The organism is Rhizobium sp. IY2, assembly GCF_047532935.1.
GTDB classification, from domain to species: domain Bacteria; phylum Pseudomonadota; class Alphaproteobacteria; order Rhizobiales; family Rhizobiaceae; genus Rhizobium; species Rhizobium anhuiense.
Map to the genome: position 1 here is coordinate 599996 of NZ_JBLKNU010000002.1, position 23184 is coordinate 623179.

Sequence of the window (23184 nt, forward strand, 5' to 3'; positions counted from 1 at the left end):
GCGCGCTGTCGAAATCGCAGCGGTTCAAACGTCTTTGGATTGCAGGCGCGGAGTGCGGTAGGCTTGCCGCATGCGTCGCGATCACTCTGTCGGCATGGAGGTTATGAAGCCATGAGTGTTTCCTATCGTTGGGTCATCGTCGCTGCGGGCGCATTGATGACCTGCGTTGCGCTTGGCGCGATGTTTTCGCTGGCGATTTTCCAGGGGCCGATCGCAACGGCGACCGGCTGGTCGCATGTCGGCATCGCCAGCGCGATGACGCTGAATTTCATCGTCATGGGCTTCGGCGGCTTCTTCTGGGGCGCGGCAAGCGACCGCTTCGGCCCGCGCGTCGTCGTGATGATCGGGTCGGTGCTGCTCGGCCTGGCGCTTGTGCTGGCGAGCCGGGCCGAGACGCTGCTGCAGTTCCAGCTGACCTACGGCATCCTCGTCGGGCTCGCCGCCAGCACCTTCTTCGCGCCGATGATCGCGGCGACCACGGCGTGGTTCGACGAAAACCGCGGCCTTGCAGTGTCGCTCGTCTCCGCCGGCATGGGCGTTGCGCCGATGACGATCTCGCCCTTCGCGCGTTGGCTGATCTCGGCCTATGAATGGCGGCCCGCCATGCTGATGATCGGTATCGGCGCCTGGCTGCTGTTGGTGCCGGCCGCTCTGCTGGTCAGGCGTCCACCGGCCGAAACCGCTGAAACCGGAACCGAGTTCGCAGCCGACGGCGCCAGGCCCCAGCTGTCGAAAGTCTTCCGATCCCCGCAATTCATCGTGCTCGGCCTGACCTTCTTTGCCTGCTGCGCGGCACATTCCGGGCCGATCTTCCATATGGTGAGTTATGCGACGATCTGCGGCGTCGCACCGATGGCAGCCGTCAGCATCTACAGCGTCGAAGGTCTGGCCGGACTGGGTGGTCGGCTGCTCTATGGCAGCCTTGCCGATAGGATAGGGGTAAAGCCGGTGCTGGTCGCCGGCCTGCTGGTGCAGGCGGCCGCACTCGCGACCTATCTCTTGGTCAGCCGGCTCGGCGAATTCTATGCGCTCGCCATCATTTTCGGCAGCGCCTATGGCGGTGTGATGCCGCTTTATGCGGTGCTGGCGCGGGAATATTTCGGGCCGCGCATTATCGGCACGGTCTTTGGTGCGGCGACGATGCTCTCCAGCCTCGGCATGGCCTTCGGCCCTCTCGTCGGCGGCTGGATCTTCGACACCTTCGCCAATTATTCCTGGCTGTTCATCGGCTCCGCAACGGTCGGTCTGGGGGCGGCCGCGATCGCCCTCGCATTCCCGCCACTCGCCCGCCAAAAACCGCAGCCGGCCTTTGGCGTGGCTCCATGAGACGACGCCGGGCTGTTCTGTGGTGCGGCGGTTGCGAAGGACCGATCTTTACGAGAAATCCGAAACGAAGCCTTCCATCGTCGTGTTCAGCCGCCCAAGGATCGTCAGCAGGATCTGCTGCTTGCGGGCTCGCCGCGCTGCCGCCGATGTCATATCGACATCGAAGATCGCCGAGAAGGTGGCACGGTTTGAAACATTGAAGAAGCAGAGACCGCTCAGCGTCATATGGATCTCTATTGGCGTAACGGCCTGATGGAATAGTTCCTTTTGGTATCCGAGACGCAGGCATTGATCGATGCGTTGCAGGATCGGCCGGTGCAATTCGCCGATCAGGGATGAGGCCGGCAGGTATTTTGCGTCGTTGAGATTCTCGCTCATGATCAATTTGACGAACGTCGGATGATCGAAGTGAAAGTCGAAGCAGAAGTCCACGAGGTTCTTCAGCGACTGGCGTGGATCTTCCTCACCGAGGTCGACCTTCGCTTCCGCGACGCGGATGCGCGCATAGGCGTTTTCGAGCACGGCGACGTAGAGCTTCGCCTTCGAGTTGAAGTAGTAATAGATCATCCGCTTGCTGCGGCGGGTCTTCTGGGCAATGCTGTCGATTGTCGTGCCGGCGTAGCCATGCCGGGCGAACTCACCCTCGGCCGCTTCGAGGATGTCTGCGCGGGTCTGATCGGGATCATTCGTCCGCTGCTGACGCTGATATTTTTGCGTCGCCTGCGACTTGCCGGGTTTAACCGCACTCTCAGCCATGGTTCCTCGCTGACCAGCCAATGCAATCGCCCTTATCGCGGCCTTTGCCTCGCTTTGCAAGCATGGCCGCCCTCGAACATTCCAAAAACCGCCAGTTGAGCCGATCCCCACGTGAGATGGCTTTTACTTGCATAGCAAGGAATGAATTTTGAACCATTTCGAACAATTTTTTGAGGCTGGCATCGGTGAATATTCAAGAAAAAATGTCAGATTGAATCTTCAAAGTAGATCAGGTTGTTATACTAAATAATTGAAAGAAAAAGAAATATTTCAGATTGGCATTAATCCTCCCAGGGAGTTGACAGATATTTCATCATCTGGCTACTTATGTACGCAAGCGAACATTTTGCGTGTGAGGGCCGGGGACGGAGAAGGCGCTTGCAGCGACGGGAGGAGCTCACCGTGAGCTATCAATTTGATTTCAGCGTTATTTTTGCCGCCTGGCCCCGGCTTCTCTATGGGTGCTGGCTGACGCTTGCGATTTCGACCAAGGCGATGGCGATGGGCTTTGCCATCGGCCTTCTCTGCGTGGGCTTGCGCCGGACCGGGATCGGGCCGTTCGTCTGGCTGGTGAAGTGTTTCATCGAGATCATCCGCAACACTCCCTTTCCGGTTCAGGCCTTCTTCATCTATCTCGGCTTGCCGTCGATCGGGATCAGGCTCGCGCCAGATACCGCCGCCATCGTCGCGCTTGGTCTCAACGGCGGCGCCTATGCCGCCGAGATCATCCGTGGCGGGGTGGAATCGATCCAGAAGGGCCAGGTCGAGGCAGGCCGCGCGCTCGGCCTCAGCGGCTTCCAGGTGTTCCGCTATATCATCCTGCGGCCGGCGCTGCGCGTCAGCTTTCCTGCACTCGCAAGCCAGTTCATTCTGTTGATGCTGACCTCCAGCGTTGTCGCCTCGATATCGGCGATGGAGCTAGCCAGCATTGGCCAGCAGCTGGAATCGACGACCTTTCGCAGTTTCGAGGTCTACCTGACCCTGACCGGTCTCTACCTCGGAATGTCCGCCATGCTCACGGGGCTTTTCTCCCTGATCGAGCGCGGCCTTCTCTCCTATCCGACGCGGTGACGGCGATGGTTCAGACACTCGGCCTCAATCAGATCGTCATCCTGCTCGAAGCGTTCCGCTGGACGATCCTGCTCGCGGCGATTGCCTTCGTCTGCGGTGCCGGTGGAGGGCTCTGCATCGCCCTGATCCGCACGGCACCGTTCCAGGCGCTGCGAGCCATGGCGACCGCATTCATCATCGTCTTTCAGGGCACGCCGCTGTTGATGCAGCTCTTCGTCATCTATTACGGCCTGCCGCTGATCGGCATCACGGTCAACGCCTGGGTCGCCGTTGCCGCCGGCCTCACGCTGCATGCGAGCGCCTATCTCGGGGAGATCTGGCGCAGCACCATCATGGCGCTGCCGAAGGGGCAGGAAGAAGCGGCCAAGGCGCTCGGCCTCGGATACCGGACCCGTATCGTCGACGTCATCCTGCCGCAGGCGCTGCGGATTTCGCTGCCAAGCACCGTCGGTTTCCTGGTGCAACTGGTCAAGGGTACGTCGCTTGCCGCCATTATCGGCTTCACCGAGCTGACGCGGGCCGGGCAGATCGTCTCCAACGCGACCTATCAACCGCTCATCGTCTTCGGCCTCGTCGGCGCGCTCTACTTCGCGCTCTGCTGGCCGCTGTCGCACTTCAGTTTCCAACTGGAAAAACGCTTTGCGAGCGCCCGCTAGCGCGCGCAGGGAATAACGCTAAGGGCAAGGAGGAAGCCTAATGATGAAGAATACCAATATGTTGAGGAAGGCCTGGGGGGCAGTCGGCGCGATCGGTTTTGGCCTTGTCGTCGCATTCGGCGCCGGCAAGGCTGATGCGCAGAGCTTTGCGGAGCTGAAGGCCAGCGGCAAGATCGTGATCGGTATCCAGGGCGAGAATCCACCATGGGGGTTCGTCGACGAAAACAATCAGAGCGCCGGCTTCGATGCCGATTTCGCCAAGCTTCTCGGTGAGGAAATCGGCGTGCCGGTCGAGTTCAACCGTGTTGCCGTCGCCAATCGTATCCCGACCTTGATGACCAACAAAGTCGATGCACTGATTGCAGTGATGGGCATGTATCCCGACCGCGCCAAGGTGGTGCAGTTTACCAAGCCCTATTCGGCGATCGACATCATGCTGCTCGCCAAGCCGGAGACAAATATCAAGGCGCCGGCCGATCTCAAGGGCCTGCGAATTGCCGTTGCGCGCTCCTCGGCACAGGATACGCAGGTGACGCAGAACGCTCCGGAAGGCGCGACGATCCAGCGTTTCGATGACGATGCTACCGCCATCCAGGCCTTCCTTTCCGGTCAGGTCGACGCGCTCGGCGCCAACAACACCTATTTCCTCAGCATCGCCAAGATCGCGCCGGACTTCAAATTCGAAAAGAAACTGCAGTTCAACCGCCAATATAACGGCATCTCCGTGCGTCCCGGTCAAAAGCAGTTTGTCGAGGAGCTGAACGCCTTCATCGACAAGGCGCGCGCCGACGGCCGCCTCGAGAAGATCTACCAGAAATGGCTTGGCCAGGACGCGCCCGACTTCCCGGACTCGCTGCCTAATATCCCCTTCACCGTTCAATAACAAAGCAGATGAGGAAGACGCCGTGAATGCGATGGTGACAATTGCGGACAATGCCGCTGTCGATCCGATGATCGTCATGGAAGCCGTGGACAAATATTACGGCGCCTTCCACGCTCTCAAGAGCATCAACCTGACGGTGAAGCAGGGGGAGAAGGTCGTTCTCTGCGGGCCTTCCGGCTCGGGGAAATCGACCCTCATCCGCTGCATCAACTATCTCGAGAATTTCGCCAGCGGCCGGGTCGTGGTCGACGGTATCGAGTTGAAGACAGGCGCCTCGATCGACGCCATCCGTCGTGAGGTTGGCATGGTCTTCCAGCAGTTCAATCTCTTCCCGCATATGACGGTTCTGAGAAACTGCATGCTTGCACCGATGAAGGTGCGCGGAATGAAGGCAGCACAGGCGGAAGAGGTTGCGCGAGCCTATCTGGAGCGCGTGCGCATCTCCGATCAGATGCACAAATATCCGGCGCAGCTTTCCGGCGGTCAGCAGCAGCGTGTGGCGATTGCCCGCGCGCTCTGCATGGATCCAAAGGTGATGCTCTTCGATGAGCCGACCTCGGCGCTCGATCCCGAGATGGTCAAGGAAGTGCTCGACACAATGGTCTCGCTCGCCGGCGAAGGGCGAACGATGATCTGCGTGACCCATGAGATGGGTTTTGCCCGCGCCGTGGCCGATCGTGTGATCTTCATGGCGAATGGCGAGATCATCGAGGAGGCGTCGCCCGAGGAATTCTTCACCGCGCCCCGGAACGAGCGCACGCGCGCTTTTCTCGGACAGATTCTCGGGCACTGAGAGCGGGAAGAGAATAATGCCACTCGATTACGGTGTTCATACGTTCGGCTTCGTCTGGAACGCGACGGCGGCCGAGGCCATCGCCAGGCTGGCGGATCAGGGTTTTAGGAAATTCCAGCTGCTTGCCAGTGATCCGCATTTCAATATCCGTGATCACGGTTCGACGGACTGGATCGCGCTCAGGAACGGCATCGCCGCTGCTGGCGGAAAGCTGGTCGCGCTCGACCTGCCGGTTGGCGACTATAATCTCGCCAGCCCTATGCCCGATGTGACGGAGTTTGCTGTCGGCGCCTATGGCAGAGCAATCGAAGCGGCCGCCTTTCTCGGCAGCCGCTATGTCACGGTGAGTTCAGGGCGTAAACACGCGCTCATCGCCGCGACACCGGGCGTGCTGGAAGATATCGTCGCTGACTGCCTCGTCCGGCTGGCGGACCACGCCGCCGCCTGCGGAATCCGACTTCTCTTCGAAAACCACCCGATCGGTGTCTTCCCGGATGCGGCCTCGATCCGATCGATGCTCGACCGCTGCCGCCGGGACAATATCGACGTCGTCTATGACGTCGCCAATGCCCGGGCGATCGGCGAGGATCCGTCCGCCGGCCTGGAAATGTTGAAGGACAGGGTTCGCGTCATCCACCTCTCGGATGCCGACGACGGCAAATGGCAGCACGCGCCGATCGGCTCGGGACAGATCGACTTCCGGCCGATCCTGAAGACCATCGAAGATCTTCGCTTCGACGGCGACGTGGTCATCGAAATCATCTCGGAAAATCCATTGGCGGATGCGGTTGCTTCTCGCACCCGCCTGCAAACCCTCTTGTGACTGGAACGGAATGGTTGAAAGCATGGCAAATATCTCCATCGGCGTCATCGGCGCAGGCCTGATCGGCCGCAAACACATCAAGAAGATCATCGATCATCCCGATTTCGACCTTGCCGGTATCGCTGACGTCAACCGCGACAGCATCTCGGCGCAATATCCGGGTATTGCGGTCTTCAAGGATTACAAGTCGCTGCTCGATGAAGCACGGCCGCAGGCCGTCATCATTGCCTCGCCCAACCAGAGCCATGCCGAAATCGGTATCGAATGCGCGCGCCTCGGGATCGATATGCTGATCGAAAAGCCGGTGACCGATACGCTCGAAAGCGCCGCCGATCTGCTCCTGGAAGTGCGCGCAAACAATGTCCGGACGCTCGTCGGTCATCATCGCCGCCATCATGACCAGGTCAAGACGCTGAGACGCTTGCTGCGTGAAGGGTTGATTGGCAATCTTGTCGGCGTCTCCGCCATCTGGGCGGCCTACAAGCCGGATGAGTATTTCCGCATCGCCCCCTGGCGCACGCAGCCGGGTGGCGGACCGATCCTGATCAACCTCATTCACGAGATCGATTTCCTGCGTTACACGGCAGGCGAGATCCTTGGTGTCAGCGCCATCTCCTCAAACCGGCAGCGGCAGTTCCCGGTTGAAGATACCACCGGCGCCTTGCTTCAATTCGATAGCGGCTGCATCGGCACCTTCTTTGCGAGCGACAGCGCGGTTTCCCCCTGGACGACGGAGCAGGGGGCCGGCGAAGCAGTCGAGTTTCCGTTCAGCGGAGAGAGCAACTATCGCTTCGTCGGCAGCCGCGGTTCTCTGGAATTTCCGACCCTGGTCCATTGGGCGCAGGCAGAGGGTAGCCAGAACTGGAACGAGCCGATCCGGTCCCAGCGGCTGCTTGCAAGCTTCATCGATCCCTACCACGCCCAGCTCGACCATTTCCGCGATGTCGTCCGCGGCGAGGCGGAGTCGCTGCTCACCGTTGAGGATGGCGCCCGTACGCTGATCGCGACGCTTGCCGTGGCGGAGGCTGCCGCATCGGGAAGCCGGATCGATCTCCACGATCGTTACGAGGCGCTCGCAGCCGGAAAATTCTCACCGACATTGCAAGCTACAAATCCAAGGAAAGCATTCTGACATGAAGCCGATCTTCGTTCTCAACGGTTCCAACCTCAATCTGCTTGGCCAACGCGAGCCGCATATCTACGGCAGCACGACACTCGCTGACATCGAAACCATGTGCCATGCGAGCCCGGCGGGCCGAAAGCATGGTGTCGACTTCCGGCAATCCAACCACGAGGGCGAACTGATCGACTGGATCCACGAAGCCCGCCATGCGGCCGACGCGATCGTCATCAATGCCGGTGCCTATACCCATACCTCGCTCGCCATCCATGATGCGCTGAGGACCTTCGAAGGCCCGATCATCGAACTGCACATCACCAATGTGCATCGCCGCGAAACCGTTCGCCACCACTCCTACATCTCGCTTGCTGCGACCGGCGTGATCTGCGGCCTCGGGCCGGATGGCTATGAGTTCGCACTCGAGGCGGCGTCACGGCTCGTCGCCAAGACAAAGGCGGCATAGGGCGCTCCCATCCCGATCACTGTCGCGAAAGGACTCCTGCGATGAAGACATCGATAGCGACCGTTTCATTAGGCGGCGACCTGCGCGACAAGCTGGAGGCGATCGCCAGGGCCGGCTTCGACGGGGTGGAGATTTTCGAGAACGACTTTTTGATCTACGACGCCAGCCCCAAGGAGGTCGGCCGGATGGTGCGCGATCTCGGCATGGAGATCACGCTGTTTCAGCCGTTTCGCGATTTCGAAGGCATGCCGGAACCGCTGCGCAGCCGCACCTTCGACCGGGCAGAGCGCAAGTTCGACGTCATGCAGGAAATGGGCACCGATCTCGTGCTCGTCTGCTCGAACGTTTCGCCAGCGTCGCTCGGCGGTCTCGACCGGGCGGCGGCAGATTTTCATGAACTCGGCGAGCGGGCCGCCGGGCGCGGTCTGCGCGTCGGCTACGAGGCGCTCGCCTGGGGCCGCCACATCCATGATCACCGCGACGCTTGGGAGATCGTCCGGCGGGCCGATCATCCAAATATCGGCCTGGTCCTCGACAGCTTTCATACGCTGTCGCGCAAGATCGACGTCAACTCGATCCGCTCGATCCCGAAGGAGAAGATCTTCATCATCCAGCTTGCCGACGCGCCGCTGATCGACATGGATCTGCTCTATTGGAGCCGGCACTTCCGCAACATGCCCGGCGAAGGCGATCTGCCGGTGCTCGACTTCATGAAGGCTGTCGCCGCAACGGGGTATGACGGATATCTGTCGCTGGAGATCTTCAACGATCAATTCCGCGGCGGGTCTGCGAGCGCAATCGCCGTCGACGGCCGCCGCTCGTTGATCTATCTCGGCGACCAGGTCAAGCGGCAGCAGCCGCAGAGTGCGCTGCCGGTGCCTCCAATGCCGCCCCGCGCAGCCGTCGAGGGCATCTCCTTCGTCGAGTTCACCGCCGCTGAAGACGAGGCGCCAGAGCTCGAAGCGCTGTTTGCAAGCCTCGGCTTTAGAAGAGCGGCCAGACACAAGAGCAAGCGCGTGACCGTCTTTCGCCAGGGCGCCATCAACCTCGTCGTCAATACCGAGCAGAAGGGCTTTGCCAGCGCCTCCTATTCCGTCCACGGCACCTCGGCCTATGCCGCCGGCCTGATGGTCGATGATGCAACGGCAGCGTTGCGACGCGCCGTTGCGCTCGGCGCCCAACGATTCGAGCAATCGCTCGATGCCGGCGAAATCGAGGTGCCGGCGGTGCGTGGCGTCGGCGGCGGCATCCTCTATTTCCTCGACCGCAAGACCGAACTCGGTCGCATCTGGGAGATCGAATTCGACGCGATCGAGGACCATATCCCTCTTCAGCCGGCCGGGCTGCAGTCGATCGACCATATGGCGCAGACGATGAAATATGAGGAGCTTTTGACCTGGCTGTTGTTTTATACGTCGCTGATCGACGTGCAGAAGACGCCGATGGTCGATATCGTCGATCCCTCGGGCATCGTCAGGAGCCAGGTGGTCGAGAATGCGGAAGGCTCGCTGCGCATCACCATGAACGGCGCCGAGAACCGCAACACGCTGGCCGGCCGTTTCATCGCCGAAACCTTCGGCTCCGGCATCCAGCATCTGGCCTTCAGGACGCACGACATCTTTGCCACTGCAGCAGCCCTTGCCGCAAACGGTTTCGTCTCACTGGCGATTTCGCCGAACTATTATGACGATCTCGAAGCCCGCTTCGGCCTCGACGCCGAATTTGCCGAGCGCCTCAAGGCGGGCAACATCCTCTATGATCGCGATGAGCACGGCGAATATTTCCAGCTCTATAGCCCGACCTATGGCGAAGGCCTGTTCTTCGAGATCGTCGAGCGGCGCGGTTATCGTGGTTATGGTGCTGCCAACGCCATCTTCAGGATCGCGGCGCTGAGGAAACATCTGAGGCCGGCAGGCATGCCGACGGTCACGAAAAATCGCGGACATCAGACCGACTGATTTTCCCGGCGACCGAGCACATCGCCGCTCGTCAGCCTCGGCCTCTCACGCAAATCTCGCCCTTTCGTGCATTGCCCTTCGTCGATTTCCCCTAGATAAGACTTCTCCTATTCGTTTCATCACCTATGTCCTTGGTTTTTCGGGAGGCATTCGTCGCCATGGTCGAACTTGCGCAATCGCTCGCATCCATCAAGCTGCCGGACCTGTCCGGCAAAGCCGTGCTGATCACCGGCGCCTCGACCGGCATCGGCGCGGCACTCGCCCGTGCCTTCGCGGCTCAAGGAGCCAAGGTCGGCGTGCATTACAATGCCAGCCGCGAACCGGCGGAAAAACTTGCCGAGGAGATCCGTGCTGCCGGCGGCACCGTGCATCTGATCCAGGGCGACGTGTCGAGGGAGGGCGAGACCGAGCGTGTCGTCGAGGAGACGGCGAAGACCTTCGGTCATCTCGATGGGCTCATCAATAATGCCGGCGGCATGCTGGGGCGCAAGCCGACCTCGGAATATACCGACGCGCATTATGCCGCGGTCATGGACCTCAACGCCCGCTCGGTGCTGGCGGCAACGCGTGCAGCGCATCCCTGGCTGAAGAAGCAGGGAGGCTTCATCATCAACACCACCTCGATCGCCGCGCGCAACGGCGGCGGCAATGGTGCGATCCTCTATGCGGCGTCCAAAGGTTTCGTCTCGACGATCACCCGCGGCCATGCCAAGGAATTCGTCGCCGACAGGATCCGCGTCAATGCGGTGGCGCCGGGTGTCATCGCCACGCCCTTCCACGAACGTTATACCAATGACGAGCAGATGGAGCTGCAGCGCAAGTCGATCCCGATGGGCTTCGTCGGCACCTCCGAGGATTGCGTTGGAGCCTATCTCTTCCTCGCATCGCCGACGCTGTCTGGCTACATCACCGGACAGATTATCGAGGTCAACGGCGGACAGTTGATGCCTTAGTCTCCGCCTCCTCGAGAGATCTTCCCTTGCAAGCCAAGGGAACTTTCGAGCCGCCGTTACGTTTCCCGCATGGTCTTTTTATCGAGCGGGGCATTATGAGCTATTCATTTTCAGAACTCGACTTCCTCAAGCCGGAGCTCGGGGCGGAATATACGGGTTCGGGCACCCATTTCGCGGTATTCTCAGCGCATGCAGAACAGGTTGAGCTCTGCCTCTTTTCGCCGGACGGCAAGAAGGAGGTCGCGCGATTGCCGCTGCCCAAGCGTGAAGGCGATATCTGGTCGGGCTATATCGCCGGCGTCGGACCGGGAACCGTCTACGGTTATCGCGCCCATGGTCCATACGATCCGAAAGCTGGTCATCGCTTCAATCCTAACAAGCTCCTGCTCGACCCCTATGCGAAGCAGGTGACGGGCGAGTTGAAATGGGACGACGCGCTGTTTGGCTACCAGATCGGCAAGGACGATCTTTCCTTCGACGAACGTGATAGCGCCCCCTTCATGGTCAAGGGCGTGGTGCAGGATCCGGATTTCGACTGGGCGGGTGAAGAGGCGATCCGCCGTCCCTGGCCTGATACGATCATTTACGAGGCGCATGTGCGCGGCCTGACGATGACCCATCCGAAGGTGCCCGACAGGCTGCGCGGCACCTTTCTCGGCATGTGCAGCGATCCGATCATCGACCATCTCGTCAAGCTCGGCATCTCGGCGATCGAGCTCTTGCCGATCCAGTATTTCCTCGACGATCGTTATCTCCTGGAAAACAACCTGCGCAATTATTGGGGCTACCAGACGCTCGGCTTCTTCGCGCCGCAATCGCGCTACATGTCCGGCGACAAGATCACCGAGATCAAGACCATGGTGAAGAAGTTCCATGCCGTCGGCATCGAAGTCATCATGGACGTCGTCTACAATCACACTGCTGAAGGCAGCGAGAAAGGCCCGACGCTCTCCTTCCGCGGGCTCGATAATGCCAGCTATTATACCCTCTCACCCGACGATCCTCGCCACACCTTCGATACAACAGGGACCGGCAACACCCTGAATGCCGCCAATCCTATGGTGATGCGCATGGTGCTCGACAGTCTGCGCTATTGGGTCGGCGTCATGCATATCGACGGGTTCCGCTTCGACCTTGCCAGCACGCTCGGCCGCCAGGATATGGAATTCGACAGGCAGGGCCTGTTTTTCGGAGCCATCCGCCAGGATCCGATCCTCGCCGGTGTCAAGCTGATCGCCGAGCCCTGGGACGTGGGCGACGGCGGCTATCAGGTCGGCGGCTTCCCGCACCCCTTCCGTGAGTGGAACGACAAGTTTCGTGACGACGTGCGCCGCTTTTGGAAGGGCGACGGCGGCATGGTGTCGGAGATCTCGCAGCGCATCACCGGCTCGGCGGTACAGTTCAACCACTCGGATCGCGGTGCGACATCATCGATCAATCTGCTGTCAGCCCATGACGGCTTCACGCTGATGGATACTGTTTCCTTCAACGACAAGCACAATGACGCGAACGGCGAGGATAACAGGGACGGACATTCGGACAATCATTCGGACAATATGGGTGCCGAAGGAGTGACGGATAACGACGACATCAACAGCCTTCGGACGCGGCGGCGCCGCAACATGATGGCGACGCTGATGCTCTCCCAGGGCGTTCCGATGATCCTTGCCGGCGATGAGGTGGGCAACAGCCAGGGCGGCAATAACAACGCCTATTGCCAGGACAACGAGATCGGCTGGACGGATTGGGCGGGGCTCGACGACCCTTTCCTCGATTTCTGCCGGCAGGCCGTCGCCTTCCGCAAGGCCCATCCCGTCTTGCGGCAGGAGCGGTTCCTGACCGGCGAGACCGCCGAGGATGGCCGCATCGAGATCGCCTGGTACAAGCCGGACGGCAACTTCATGGACGATGGGGCTTGGAACGACGACGGATTGCAGGTGTTCGGGGTCTATGTCTCGAGGAGCGTGAATGCGCCAGACACCGAGACGATGGACGACCTCTTCCTCATCTTCAATGCCGGTGGCGATTGCGAGGTTCACCTGCCTGTCGTGAATGGGCTGAAACAGTGGTCGAGGGTTCTCGACACGGGCGCGGAGACGGACGCCTTCAAGGTGCACGAGCCGCAGAATCCGGTCATCGTCTATGCCCAGAGCGTGGCGGTCTTCGCGCCGAAGGGCCAGACCGAGCCGCCGAAGGATGCGACAAAAGCCGAGCGTCGGCGGTGGTTCCAGTTCGGCCGCAGGAGCAGGTAACAGGTCGCAGCGAAGATGAATGCCGAAGCCATCACCGAACTTGGTCTCGTCTATGTCAGCGATACCGAACCAGGCATCCGAAGACGCAGGAAAGGCAAGGGCTTCAGCTATGTGATGCCCGACGGCACGACGCTCGCTGACGAATTACAGCGGGCACGCATCGGTGCGCTCGGTCTGCCGCCGGCCTATGAGAATGTGTGGATCTGCCTCTATGATAACGGCCATCTGCAGGCGACTGGCATCGATGCGCGCGGGCGCAAGCAATACCGTTACCACAAGGAATGGCAATCCTTCCGCAGTGCGGGAAAATTCCATCAGCTGATCGAATTCGGCCGGGCGCTGCCGAAGATACGCCGCACCGTGCTGCGCCATCTCGACACCGGCGCGGAGGACGTCAACGGTGTGCTTGCGGCTTTGACGACCCTGCTCGACGAGGCGCATTTGCGCGTCGGCAACCAGGCCTATGTCAGGGAGAACGGCACCTATGGCGCAACGACGCTGCTGAAGCGCCACCTGAAGATCGTCGACGGGCGGATCGAATTGAAATTCCGCGCCAAGGGCGGCAAACGCGTCCAGCGCAGTCTCAAACATCCCAGGCTGCAGAAGATCCTGGAGGAAATAGCCGACCTACCCGGGCGCCAGCTCTTCGTCTGGAAGGATGAAAGCGGGGCGCTGAAGCCGATCGATTCCGGCCGGTTGAACGCCTATCTCGCCGAGATATCGGGCATTCCCATCTCGGCGAAAACCTTTCGCACCTGGGCCGGCTCGCTGGCGGCTTTCGGCGCGGCGCGCGAGGCGATTACCGGAGGCGGCCGGCCGACGGTCAAGCAGATGTCGGAAGCCGCGGCCGAGGCACTGCACAACACGCCGGCGATCTCGCGTTCGAGTTATATCCATCCGGCGATCATCGCACTCGCCGGCAACGACCATCCTCTGGTCGAGAGCGGTAACGAGCCGCTGCGGGGCTTGCGGGCCGAGGAAAACAGGCTACTTGATTTCCTCACACGCGAGATCGAAGAATGAACCCCAGACATCCGCCAGCATCTGACGTCTCGCTGACCCATCCCGACCGGCTCTACTGGCCGGATGAGGGCGTGACGAAGCAGGCGCTCGCGGATTATTACGCGGCGGTCTGGCCGTTCATGGCGCCCTATGTCGTCAACCGGCCACTGGCGCTGCTGCGTTTGCCGGATGGGATAAAAAGCCACCAACGATTTTTCCAGAAACATGCCTGGAAAGGCATGAATCCGCATATCGAGGAGATCGCCGACCCGGAGGATCCGGACGGCGAAAAGCTGCTGCGCATCGGCGATTTCAACGGTCTCGTGGCGCTGGTGCAATCGGCCGTGCTCGAAATTCATCCCTGGGGCGTCACCACCGACAATTGGGAAAAACCCGACATGATCACCATGGACCTCGACCCCGGCGAGGACGTGGCCTGGTGCGCGGTCATCACAGCAGCGCTAGAATTGAAGACGCGGCTGGAGGCGCGTGGCCTAGCCGCCTTCGTCAAGACATCGGGTGGCAAGGGGCTGCATGTGGTGACGCCGCTTGCGCCGAAGGCCGGCTGGGCCGAGGTGAAGGATTTCGCCCATTCGCTTGCCGAAAGCATGTCGGCCGACGCGCCGGAGAAGTATCTGGCAACCGCGACGAAGGCGAAACGCGGGGGGCATATCTACATCGATTATCTCCGCAACGGCCGCGGCAATACGGCGGTCGCGGCCTATTCGACGCGAGCACGAGTAGGCGCGCCGGTTTCGATGCCGATCGATTGGCCGGATTTGAACGTGGTGAGAGGTCCGGCCGCTTTCACGCTCGGCAACGTACCGCAGCAACTGGAGACCCGGCCGAAGGATCCTTGGGAAAATTTCTTCGCTGCGGCCGTGCCGCTCGCCTAAACGGCTCTTGCCTCATCCCGCGCTGTCGAGCTCGGGATAGTGCCGAAAAATCCCTTCCTCGTTGAAGGCGAGGCGACGGGGAGAGGCGAGATAGCGGGCGATATTCGGACGCTTCGCCACCGCGTCGTGCAGCGCCAGCAGGCCGGGGTAATCAGTCTTGCGGCTCGCCATGGCTTTCGGGAAGGCATAGGAGAGGCCCTCGATCACCTGGAAGAGCGAGAGGTCGACATAGGTCAGCGTATCGCCGACCATATGGCCCGAGCCTTTTGGGTTCTGCCGCAGCACACGCTCGAAATAGCCGAGGAATTTCGGAATGCGCTCGCGGATGAAGGCGGCTGAGCGGGCTTTGGCTTCCGGCTTCTGGTCCTCGTAGTAGAGCGACGTGTCGATCGGGTGATGCGTATCGTGCACTTCGGCGACGAAATCGGTGACGGTCAGCTGCAGGCCGTTGACGACATGGCGAAGGCCTTCGTCCTCGGGCGCGAGGCCGAGCTTCGGGCCGAGGTAAAACAGGATGTTGGCGACATGCGGGATGATGAGGTCGCCATCCTTCAGGAAGGGCGGCGCGAAGGGAATATGCGCTTCGCTTTGGCTCTCCATGATCTCGAACATGGCGCCGGTCCCGCGCCCGCGGCCGGATTGGCGGGTGATGTCGATATAGTCGGCGCCGGCTTCCTCCAACGCCAACCGCACGAATTCCCCGCGGCCTTGAATGCCGTGCCAGTAATAAAGCTCGTATGCCATGACTGCTCAATCCTTCGGTTGGCGACCGAAGTCTTTTCGCAATTCGTCCTTGGCTTTTTCAAGGGTGCCGCGCCGCTTTTTCGTCAGGTGGTCGCCGGCACGGTTGATGTAGAAGGTCAGCATCGACATGGCCGCGCGGAAGGGGCTAGCCTTGCGGCGATCGCTCTTCTCGGCGGAGCGCTTGACGGAGCGGGCAATCTTCTTCGGATCGTCCGATTTGAACACGCCTTCCTTCAGGTCCATCGCATCGCTGTGTTCGGTGACGTCCTGCGACCATTTCTTCTGCGCTTTGGCCATAGCGAAAATCCTTTACCAGGTGCGGGTGCAGGATGCAGGCAGCGGCAAGCCACCGCTCATCCTGTCCCTCATTAGTGGGGGCTGTGATGTTCATTGCGCTTGCGTGTCGCAGCGGCCTTCTTCGCAGAAGCGGACCGCTCCTCCTTCGAGCGTGCGGCGGATGCCGCGCCGCCGATGCGGCCGCCCTTTTCGGAGGATTCATGCGTATCCTTCTTGCCGCGGCCGGAACCGGATTTGTTGCCGCCGCCGCTTTCCTTGTTGACGGTTGCCCAGGCACGCCGTTCGGCCTCCTTATCGGAGACGCCGCGCTCCTCGTAGCTCTCCTCAATATGCTCGGCCTTGCGCTTCTGCTTGTCGGTATAGTCGGATTTATCACCTCTCGGCATCTCAACCTCCTCTGGTTTTGCCCTGCTGGTTTTCAAAGGAATTGAACCGGTACGGAGCCCAAAAGTTCCGGCGCCCGCCATGGTCTGCAACGGCCGGTTTCGGGAACAAAAGCCGATTTTATCAGGTTTCCGATGGGAAAAGCCTGGACACAGGCCCGCACAAAGAAGGAGCCGAGAACATGGAAAAACACATCGTCAAAGCCGATGGAAACGGCGCGATCGACGTGAACGGCCAGGTATCGCCGGTCACCTATACCGTCAGTCTCAAGCAAGGGAAGGGGCATTCGTACGAGGTCGACATCCGCTTGATGGCGCCGCGTGACTGGCTGGTGCAGCGAGGTTTCGAGCGGGATGCCGTGCTGGTCAGCCAGAGCGGCGCGCGCATTCCCATTTATCACGATGGCGCCAGCCGTCATGACGATGGTAATCGTCATGACAATGGCAATCATCACGGCAACGGCCGTCTCGACCTTGCCGACACGATCTCGATCGAACTGACGGCGCGCGACGACAGCTGCACCAGCGAGGTGGATCGGATGCGCAAATATCCCGAGTTCAACGGCACCGGGTAAATAATCAGCAAAGGGCGTCGTGGGCTAGCCGACGGGCCGCTGCTGGACGGCGGTCTTGACCGCCCGCTCGAGCGCGGTGCTGCTGAAAGGTTTCGCCAGCAGCACCGAGCCGGAGAAGCGGTTTGCAATCGGCAAGCTGCTGTTGCCGGTGGCAAAGACTAGGCCGACCGACGGAAAGGCCTCGCGCGCCCTGGCGGCGAAGACCAGGCCCGACATGCCGGGCAGGCCGATATCGGCGACGATGATGTCGACAATGGTGTGTCCGAGGATGTCCACGCCCCGTTCGCCACTATCGGCCTCGATGACCTCATAGCCGAGATCCTGCAGGATCTCGGCCGTGTCCATGCGGATGAAGGCGTCGTCTTCCACGAGCAACAACTTCAGCTTTTCAGCTGCGATCTCGGGATGTTTGGCAACAGGCACCGCGGCATCTGCCGCCCCCTGGCGGTGTTGCGGCCGGTTGGCAAGCACGTGGCGGATCTTGCGGGCGAGTTCCTCGCGCGTATAGGGCTTGGAGAGCAGTTCGAGACCGGGATCGAGCCTGCCGCCATGGACGATCGAATTTTCGGTGTAGCCCGATGTATAGAGCACGGCGATATCAGGCAGACGCTCGCGCGCCATACGCGCCAGCTCCGGGCTCCTCAATGGGCCGGGCATGACGACATCGGTAAAGAGCAGGTCGATATGGGCGCCGCTTTCGATAACGGTGAGCGCGCTTTGTGCATCCTTGGCCTTCAGCACGTGATAGCCGAGATCCGACAGCATTTCGATGACGGTGGCGCGAACGCCCTCGTCATCCTCGGCGACGAGGATGGTTTCCGTGCCTCCGGTTGCCGGCACGGCGTCGGTGGTGGTGACGCGATCTTCGCTCTGGAGCGAGCGGGGCAGGTAGAGCTTGAGGGTCGTGCCTTCGCCGATCTCGCTGTAGATCTTCACGTGGCCGCCGGATTGCTTGGCGAAGCCATAGACCATCGACAGGCCGAGACCGGTGCCTTTGCCTTCCGGTTTCGTCGAGAAGAAGGGCTCGAAGGCCTGCTGCATGATCTCTTGCGTCATGCCGGAGCCGGTATCGGTGACGGCGAGCACGACATATTGGCCGGCGGTGACTTCGGGATGGATGCGGCTGTAGGAATCGTCGAGGAAGGCGTTGCCGACCTCGATCGTCAGCTTACCGGCGCCGTCCATCGCGTCCCGGGAGTTGATCGCAAGGTTGAGCAATGCGTTCTCGATCTGGATCGGATCGGCGAAGGTGTTCCAGAGGCCGCCGGAGACCATGGTCTCGACTTCGATCTCTTCGCCGAGCGCGCGGCGCAACATGTCGTCCATGCCGGTGACGAGCCGGCCGATATTGACGACCTTCGGTTCCAGCGGTTGGCGGCGGCCGAAGGCGAGCAGCTGGCTTGCCAGCCGCGAGCCGCGTTCGACGGCGGCGAGCGCGTTGGAAATGCGTTCCTTGGCCCGGCCGTTCTCGGCCACGTCCTTGCCGAGAAGCTGCAGATTGCCGGAGATCACCTGCAGCAGATTGTTGAAGTCATGGGCAACGCCGCCGGTGAGCTTGCCGATCGATTCCATCTTCTGCGACTGCTGGAGTGCGGCTTCGGCCTGCTGGCGCTCGGCGATCTCGGCGGCGACGCGGACCTCGAGCATTTCATTGAGTTTGCGCAGCTGATCTTCCATGTCGCGGCGCTGGTCGATTTCGACTTTGGCGGCGCGGAAGAGCCGGATATTGTCGATCGCGACGGCTGATTGGCCGGCCAGGCTGACGAGGCTTGCCTCGGCCGCCTGGGAAAAACGGCCGGGCTGCCCGTGGCCGAAGAACAAGCCGCCGATGACGCTGCCGTCACGTGATTTCACCGGCACGGCGAGATAGCTCCTGACCGGCAGATGTCCCTTCGGCATGCCCGCATGCGGCGCATTCTGCCCGTAGCGCGGGTCGAGCAGGATGTCGTCGGAGCGCACGATGCCTTCGCCTTCGAAGGTCGGCGCGAAGACCTTGGTATTGCGCGGCATCGGGAATTTCTCGAAGTTCTTCCGGTCGACACCGGAGAGGGCATAGAGCATGTAGCTGCCGCCCTCGCCATCGTCGACATTGTAGAAGAAGGCGCCGAATTCCGCGCCGGTCAGCGTCACGCCGGCATCGACGACGATCTGGGTGAGGCGTTCGACACTGGGCTCGGCGGTAATCGCTGCACCCGCCTGGTTGACGACCGCAAGCGCCTCCGATTTGGCGCGCAGCTCTTCCAGCGCCATCTCTTCGCCGCGCTTGGCCGCCACCTGGTCGGTGACATCAAGCGCCGCACAGAGGATGCCGGCGACCGTGCCGTCATCGTCGCGCAGCGGCGTGTAGGAGAAGGTGAACCAGGTTTCCTCGGTGCGTCCGTCCCGGCGCATCGGGATGAGCAGCTCCTTGAAGAGCTGTGAACCGCCTTCCAGCGTGCTGGCGACGATCGGGGCGAACTGTTCCCAGATATCCGCCCAGACTTCGCGGAAGGGTCTCCCGAGTGCATCGGGATGCCGTTCCGGGAAAACCGGCACATAGGCGTCATTGTAGAGAAAGGCGAGGTCCGGACCCCAGGCGACGAATTTGGGCTGGCGGGAATTCAGCACCATTTCGGCGATATGTTTGAGAGAAGCAGGCCAGCTTTCGACCGAACCGAGACCGACGGCGTGGAAGGTTGGATGCCGCAACAATTCGCCGATTTCGCCGCCGCCTCTCGGCCAGCCGTTCCCGACGCTTCCCATTCAAAATCGTTTCCTTGTCATCCGCTGCGCCGGAGTGATTGGCCACCTCGGGGTTCAGCCTGCCAAACCCTCAACATAGAGGCTTGCGATAGGAGGGAAAGGGCGCGGTCGAAATATCCTTAACCCAGAGCTTCGTGCGTCCTTTCGGACGCGCAAAGGGCGATGCGCCAGGGCGTTCAACAGTGTAAGCGGTCTGCGGACATGGCCTGCAAGCGGTTATTTTCGGTAGAGTTTTTGCGATGCAGCGAAGGCGCGGCCGATATAGACGGAGACCAGTTGCACCGGCGCGCGCGGATCACGGAAAACCAGTCCGACGAGATTGTCGACGACGAGGATGAAACCCAGCGCGACACCGAGATAGAGCAGCGCGGCGATGACGAGGAGCGACATCTCCATCCCTCACACAATCGCGGTGAACGCGCGGCTGGTGGCCGCCAAAAGCCGAACGGAAAGGATTTCGATATGGCCGTTATTCATGGCGACTTCCCCGGTTTCGCCATAAACAGCCATTCTATGTTGTTGTTCCCGATTATCGGGGCCAGCGCTCAATTTTCTTGAAAGCCTCAAAGCTTGCAGCGTCATCCGGCCTCTGTTCACCCCCGCGTGGAAGCCACCTCTAAAATTCGATAAAGCACAACTAATTCAGGCATATGACAAAAGGGGTCCAAGGGCGTCGTGACGACGCCCTCTTCTAATCGACATGTTCGGTATTCCAGTGGTCAGGACGCCGTCTTGCGGCTCGCAGTCCGTTTTGGTGCCGGTGTCACGACGCCGTTCGTCTTGCTGCCCGCCACCGTGCGCTTCGCCTTGGGCTTGACTTCCTTGCCGTCGGAAGACGCCGCAGAACCCTCGAGCGCTTCGCGCTCGTAGCGTGCCTGTTCCCAATGGATGGAATCTCGCCCTGTCGGATAACCCTCTTCTTCCCAGAGGGCGTATGCACGTTTTTTGATCCACTCGTCTCGAGTTTCTGCCATCGCTGATCTCCAGTCACATGATGCCGTCGTTCGAACGCGATACTGCTGAGATGGTTCCAGAGGAGAGGAACTCTTTCAAGCGAAATCGCTCTGCACGCTGGAATATTTCGCGTTGCAGCATATTAGGGTTGAGAATCGGCCTTCACGAGGACTGAAACTCCACCGCCTTGTGCAGATCTGACACGAAATCCAGGTGCTGCCGGCGCTGGTCCGCCTCGTCGCGGATGCGCAACAGATAGGAAGGGTGGATGGTGACCAGAACGGGCGGACCATTTGTCGGCTGCAGAATATGGCCGCGCTGCGGTGTCAGCTTCACCTTCGGCCCGAGCAGCGCATAAAGCGCGCTTGCGCCGAGCGTCACGACGAGCTTCGGCTGCAGGATGTTGATCTCTGCGCCGAGCCACCATGCGCAACGCCTGATCTCGCCGGCATTCGGTTTTGCATGCAGCCGCCGCTTGCCGCGCGGCGTGAACTTGAAGTGCTTGACGGCATTGGTGACATAGCAGCGCCGGCGGTCGAGACCGGCCTCATCAAGACAGCGATCGAGCAGCCGGCCGGCGGGACCGACAAAGGGCCTGCCGGTCAGATCCTCCTGATCGCCCGGCTGCTCGCCGACCAGGGCGATCTCGGCTTTGCCGGGGCCTTCGCCGAAGACGATTTGCGTGGCATTCCTGTAGAGATCACAACGGGTGCAGCCTTCGGCCTGATGCCGGAGTTCGGCAATGCCTGTCGCCTCCGCGACTTCGAGTGTCAGGGCGGGACCGACGTTTGCAACTATGTTCATGATGGCGATCCTCATCTCGACGAGATCAATCGATCTGTGCCGGGATTGTTCCCGTTCGGGAATTGGGAGCGGGCTTTCCAAATCTGCTGACCCATTCCGGGACTTTCGCGATCGGTTCCCGGCCGGCAAACGATCACGGCGAAAAATTTCGCGTCATGGGAGAGCCGCCCTGCGATTGAACGTCGCCGTTTCGCGGCTATATTTGCCAGCGATGTTCTATCTCTTGTCGACCTACTGGCCGCATATCCTCTTTGTCGTTTCGATCGCCATGGGGGCCGCGGCGGCGATCCATGCCGCCATGACCAAGGAGGAAGTGCGCGCCGCGATCGGTTGGGTCGGCGTCATCATCCTGTCTCCGATCATCGGTGCGCTGCTCTACGCGATTGCCGGCATCAACCGCATCCGCCGCAAATCGCTGAGCATCCGCCGCGACGCGCTGCTTCTTGCGGCCGAATTCGATGAGCTGGAGACATTCGATGCCGAGGCCGAGACGGTGATCAGCCAGTTCGGGCGCCGCTTCGCGGCGCTTCAGAGGCTCGGCGACCGGGTGACGCGCAATCCGCTGACCTCCGGCAATACGATCGACATGCTGGAGACCGGTGACGAGGCCTATGCGGCGATGAAGACCAGCATCGACGAGGCGACGCGCAGCATCCTGCTCGAAACCTATATCTTCGACCGCGACGTGATCGGCCTTCGGATCGCCGACGCGCTGATTGCAGCGGTCAGTCGCGGCGTGGAGGTCCGGGTGCTGATCGACGCGGTCGGTGCGCGGTATTCGGTGCCGAGCATTCTCGGCCATCTCCGCGAGGGCGGCGTCACCGTCGCCGTCTTCAACGGCAACGTCATCATGGGTTTGCGGCTGCCCTATGCCAATCTGCGCACCCACCGTAAGATCCTCATCGTCGACGGGAAAATTGCGCTGACAGGCGGGATGAACATCCGGGCGGGTTTCAGCGAGGAGGCGACGGGAGAGAGCTTCGCCCACGATACGCATTTCAGCGTCACCGGCCCTGTTGTCGCCGACCTTTTCGACCTCGCCGCCGAAGACTGGCGCTTCTCGACTCAGGAGCTGTTGAACGACGAACCCTGGCGCATCGAACCGCCAGAGCGCAGTCCCGGCGATCCCATCCTGATGCGTGTCGTCGCCTCCGGCCCGGACCGCAGCGTCGAGACCAACCACAAGATGCTGACCGGCGCATTTTCCGTGGCGCGCCAGTCGATCCGCATCATGTCGCCCTATTTCCTGCCGGACCGCGAACTCATCAGCGCGCTGGTGACGGCGGCGCGGCGCGGGGTCGAAGTCGATATCATCGTGCCTGCGGTCAACAATCTCGTGCTGGTCGATCGGGCGATGACGGCGCAATTCGATCAGATCCTCAAGAATTATTGCCGAATCTGGCGCTCGACCGGCAGCTTCAGCCATTCGAAGCTGCTGACGATCGACGGCACCTGGGCCTATGTCGGCTCTTCCAATCTCGACCCGCGCTCGCTGCGGCTGAATTTCGAGGTCGATCTTGAAGTGCTGAACGAAGGTTTCGCTGCCGAGATCGACGAGCATATCGAGGAAACCTTGAAATCGGCGACGCTGGTGACGCTTGAGGGGCTGCAGGCGCGGCCCTTTGCGGTGCGGCTGCTCGAAAAGGTGCTATGGCTGGGTTCGCCCTATCTCTAATGCATGTCGCTCAAAACTGTGCGGCGGTTTTGGGAGGACGGCATGCATAAAATCAAAA

24 protein-coding genes are annotated in these 23184 nt (G+C 61.0%); 15 read left to right on the top strand and 9 right to left on the bottom strand.

What is annotated here, in order from left to right; all coding sequences use genetic code 11:
• Window positions 1–111 precede the first annotated feature (111 nt).
• Complete coding sequence (locus tag ACMUVN_RS11475) at window positions 112–1326, top strand: MFS transporter (protein ID WP_063476011.1); 1215 nt, start codon at window positions 112–114, stop codon at window positions 1324–1326.
• 48 nt (window positions 1327–1374) lie between these two features.
• Here ACMUVN_RS11475 and ACMUVN_RS11480 read toward each other — a convergent pair whose 3' ends face one another.
• Window positions 1375–2082, bottom strand: coding sequence for a TetR/AcrR family transcriptional regulator (locus ACMUVN_RS11480; protein WP_052213310.1), 708 nt, complete (start codon window positions 2080–2082; stop codon window positions 1375–1377).
• A 402-nt stretch (window positions 2083–2484) separates the two neighbouring features.
• On the opposite strand from ACMUVN_RS11480, the gene ACMUVN_RS11485 reads away from it, so the two are divergent.
• From ACMUVN_RS11485 to ligD, 12 genes are all read left to right on the top strand, one after another.
• A complete protein-coding gene (locus tag ACMUVN_RS11485) occupies window positions 2485–3153 on the top strand; it encodes an amino acid ABC transporter permease (protein WP_063476252.1) in 669 nt (222 codons plus the stop codon).
• Window positions 3154–3158: 5 nt separating this feature from the next.
• On the top strand, window positions 3159–3809 hold the full coding sequence (locus ACMUVN_RS11490; protein WP_063476012.1) for an amino acid ABC transporter permease: 651 nt from the start codon (window positions 3159–3161) through the stop codon (window positions 3807–3809).
• Window positions 3810–3852: 43 nt separating this feature from the next.
• Complete coding sequence (locus ACMUVN_RS11495; protein WP_164735896.1) at window positions 3853–4692, top strand: transporter substrate-binding domain-containing protein; 840 nt, start codon at window positions 3853–3855, stop codon at window positions 4690–4692.
• 31 nt (window positions 4693–4723) lie between these two features.
• Entirely contained in the window at window positions 4724–5485 is a 762-nt protein-coding gene (locus ACMUVN_RS11500; protein ID WP_280178056.1) for an amino acid ABC transporter ATP-binding protein, read from the top strand.
• Window positions 5486–5501: 16 nt separating this feature from the next.
• Window positions 5502–6308, top strand: coding sequence for a sugar phosphate isomerase/epimerase family protein (locus ACMUVN_RS11505; protein ID WP_047612865.1), 807 nt, complete (start codon window positions 5502–5504; stop codon window positions 6306–6308).
• A 22-nt stretch (window positions 6309–6330) separates the two neighbouring features.
• The gene (locus ACMUVN_RS11510) at window positions 6331–7440 is read left to right on the top strand and encodes a Gfo/Idh/MocA family protein (protein WP_063476254.1); all 1110 of its coding nucleotides are present in this window, start codon (window positions 6331–6333) and stop codon (window positions 7438–7440) included.
• A gap of 1 nt (window position 7441) precedes the next feature.
• Window positions 7442–7891: a type II 3-dehydroquinate dehydratase gene (gene aroQ / locus ACMUVN_RS11515; protein ID WP_028757578.1), complete on the top strand. Its 450-nt coding sequence runs from the start codon at window positions 7442–7444 to the stop codon at window positions 7889–7891.
• 41 nt (window positions 7892–7932) lie between these two features.
• On the top strand, window positions 7933–9849 hold the full coding sequence (locus ACMUVN_RS11520) for a bifunctional sugar phosphate isomerase/epimerase/4-hydroxyphenylpyruvate dioxygenase family protein (RefSeq protein ID WP_063476013.1): 1917 nt from the start codon (window positions 7933–7935) through the stop codon (window positions 9847–9849).
• Window positions 9850–10007: 158 nt separating this feature from the next.
• On the top strand, window positions 10008–10802 hold the full coding sequence (locus tag ACMUVN_RS11525; RefSeq protein ID WP_018448491.1) for an SDR family NAD(P)-dependent oxidoreductase: 795 nt from the start codon (window positions 10008–10010) through the stop codon (window positions 10800–10802).
• A gap of 95 nt (window positions 10803–10897) precedes the next feature.
• A complete protein-coding gene (glgX, locus tag ACMUVN_RS11530) occupies window positions 10898–13054 on the top strand; it encodes a glycogen debranching protein GlgX (RefSeq protein ID WP_063476014.1) in 2157 nt (718 codons plus the stop codon).
• 15 nt (window positions 13055–13069) lie between these two features.
• Window positions 13070–14077 carry a DNA topoisomerase IB gene (locus tag ACMUVN_RS11535; RefSeq protein WP_063476015.1) on the top strand — a complete coding sequence of 336 codons (1008 nt, stop codon included), beginning with the start codon at window positions 13070–13072 and terminating at the stop codon, window positions 14075–14077.
• Window positions 14074–14952 (top strand): non-homologous end-joining DNA ligase, encoded by an 879-nt coding sequence (ligD, locus tag ACMUVN_RS11540; protein WP_047612878.1) that lies wholly within the window; start codon window positions 14074–14076, stop codon window positions 14950–14952. The genes ACMUVN_RS11535 and ligD overlap by 4 nt, the downstream gene beginning before the upstream one ends.
• 12 nt (window positions 14953–14964) lie before the next feature.
• On the opposite strand, the gene ACMUVN_RS11545 is transcribed toward ligD, so the two are convergent.
• From ACMUVN_RS11545 to ACMUVN_RS11555, 3 genes are all read right to left on the bottom strand, one after another.
• Window positions 14965–15696: a glutathione S-transferase family protein gene (locus tag ACMUVN_RS11545; RefSeq protein ID WP_063476016.1), complete on the bottom strand. Its 732-nt coding sequence runs from the start codon at window positions 15694–15696 to the stop codon at window positions 14965–14967.
• A gap of 6 nt (window positions 15697–15702) precedes the next feature.
• Window positions 15703–15993: a DUF3175 domain-containing protein gene (locus ACMUVN_RS11550; protein WP_063476017.1), complete on the bottom strand. Its 291-nt coding sequence runs from the start codon at window positions 15991–15993 to the stop codon at window positions 15703–15705.
• 71 nt (window positions 15994–16064) lie between these two features.
• Window positions 16065–16379, bottom strand: coding sequence for a hypothetical protein (locus ACMUVN_RS11555; RefSeq protein ID WP_047612885.1), 315 nt, complete (start codon window positions 16377–16379; stop codon window positions 16065–16067).
• Between the two features lie 179 nt (window positions 16380–16558).
• Between ACMUVN_RS11555 and ACMUVN_RS11560 the strand changes: the two genes are divergently transcribed.
• The gene (locus ACMUVN_RS11560) at window positions 16559–16951 is read left to right on the top strand and encodes a hypothetical protein (RefSeq protein ID WP_063476018.1); all 393 of its coding nucleotides are present in this window, start codon (window positions 16559–16561) and stop codon (window positions 16949–16951) included.
• A gap of 24 nt (window positions 16952–16975) precedes the next feature.
• Here the strand turns inward: ACMUVN_RS11560 and ACMUVN_RS11565 are convergent, their stop codons facing one another.
• The 5 genes from ACMUVN_RS11565 to ACMUVN_RS11585 form a co-directional block, all read right to left on the bottom strand.
• Window positions 16976–19693 (bottom strand): response regulator, encoded by a 2718-nt coding sequence (locus ACMUVN_RS11565; protein WP_063476019.1) that lies wholly within the window; start codon window positions 19691–19693, stop codon window positions 16976–16978.
• A 216-nt stretch (window positions 19694–19909) separates the two neighbouring features.
• Window positions 19910–20083 carry a hypothetical protein gene (locus ACMUVN_RS11570; RefSeq protein WP_164735898.1) on the bottom strand — a complete coding sequence of 58 codons (174 nt, stop codon included), beginning with the start codon at window positions 20081–20083 and terminating at the stop codon, window positions 19910–19912.
• A gap of 9 nt (window positions 20084–20092) precedes the next feature.
• A complete protein-coding gene (locus ACMUVN_RS11575) occupies window positions 20093–20275 on the bottom strand; it encodes a hypothetical protein (protein WP_047614894.1) in 183 nt (60 codons plus the stop codon).
• Between the two features lie 137 nt (window positions 20276–20412).
• Complete coding sequence (locus tag ACMUVN_RS11580) at window positions 20413–20667, bottom strand: DUF2934 domain-containing protein (RefSeq protein ID WP_047612891.1); 255 nt, start codon at window positions 20665–20667, stop codon at window positions 20413–20415.
• A 142-nt stretch (window positions 20668–20809) separates the two neighbouring features.
• On the bottom strand, window positions 20810–21451 hold the full coding sequence (locus tag ACMUVN_RS11585) for a UdgX family uracil-DNA binding protein (RefSeq protein WP_063476256.1): 642 nt from the start codon (window positions 21449–21451) through the stop codon (window positions 20810–20812).
• Between the two features lie 211 nt (window positions 21452–21662).
• Between ACMUVN_RS11585 and ACMUVN_RS11590 the strand changes: the two genes are divergently transcribed.
• Complete coding sequence (locus tag ACMUVN_RS11590; protein WP_063476255.1) at window positions 21663–23126, top strand: phospholipase D-like domain-containing protein; 1464 nt, start codon at window positions 21663–21665, stop codon at window positions 23124–23126.
• The last annotated feature ends 58 nt before the right edge of the window (window positions 23127–23184 follow it).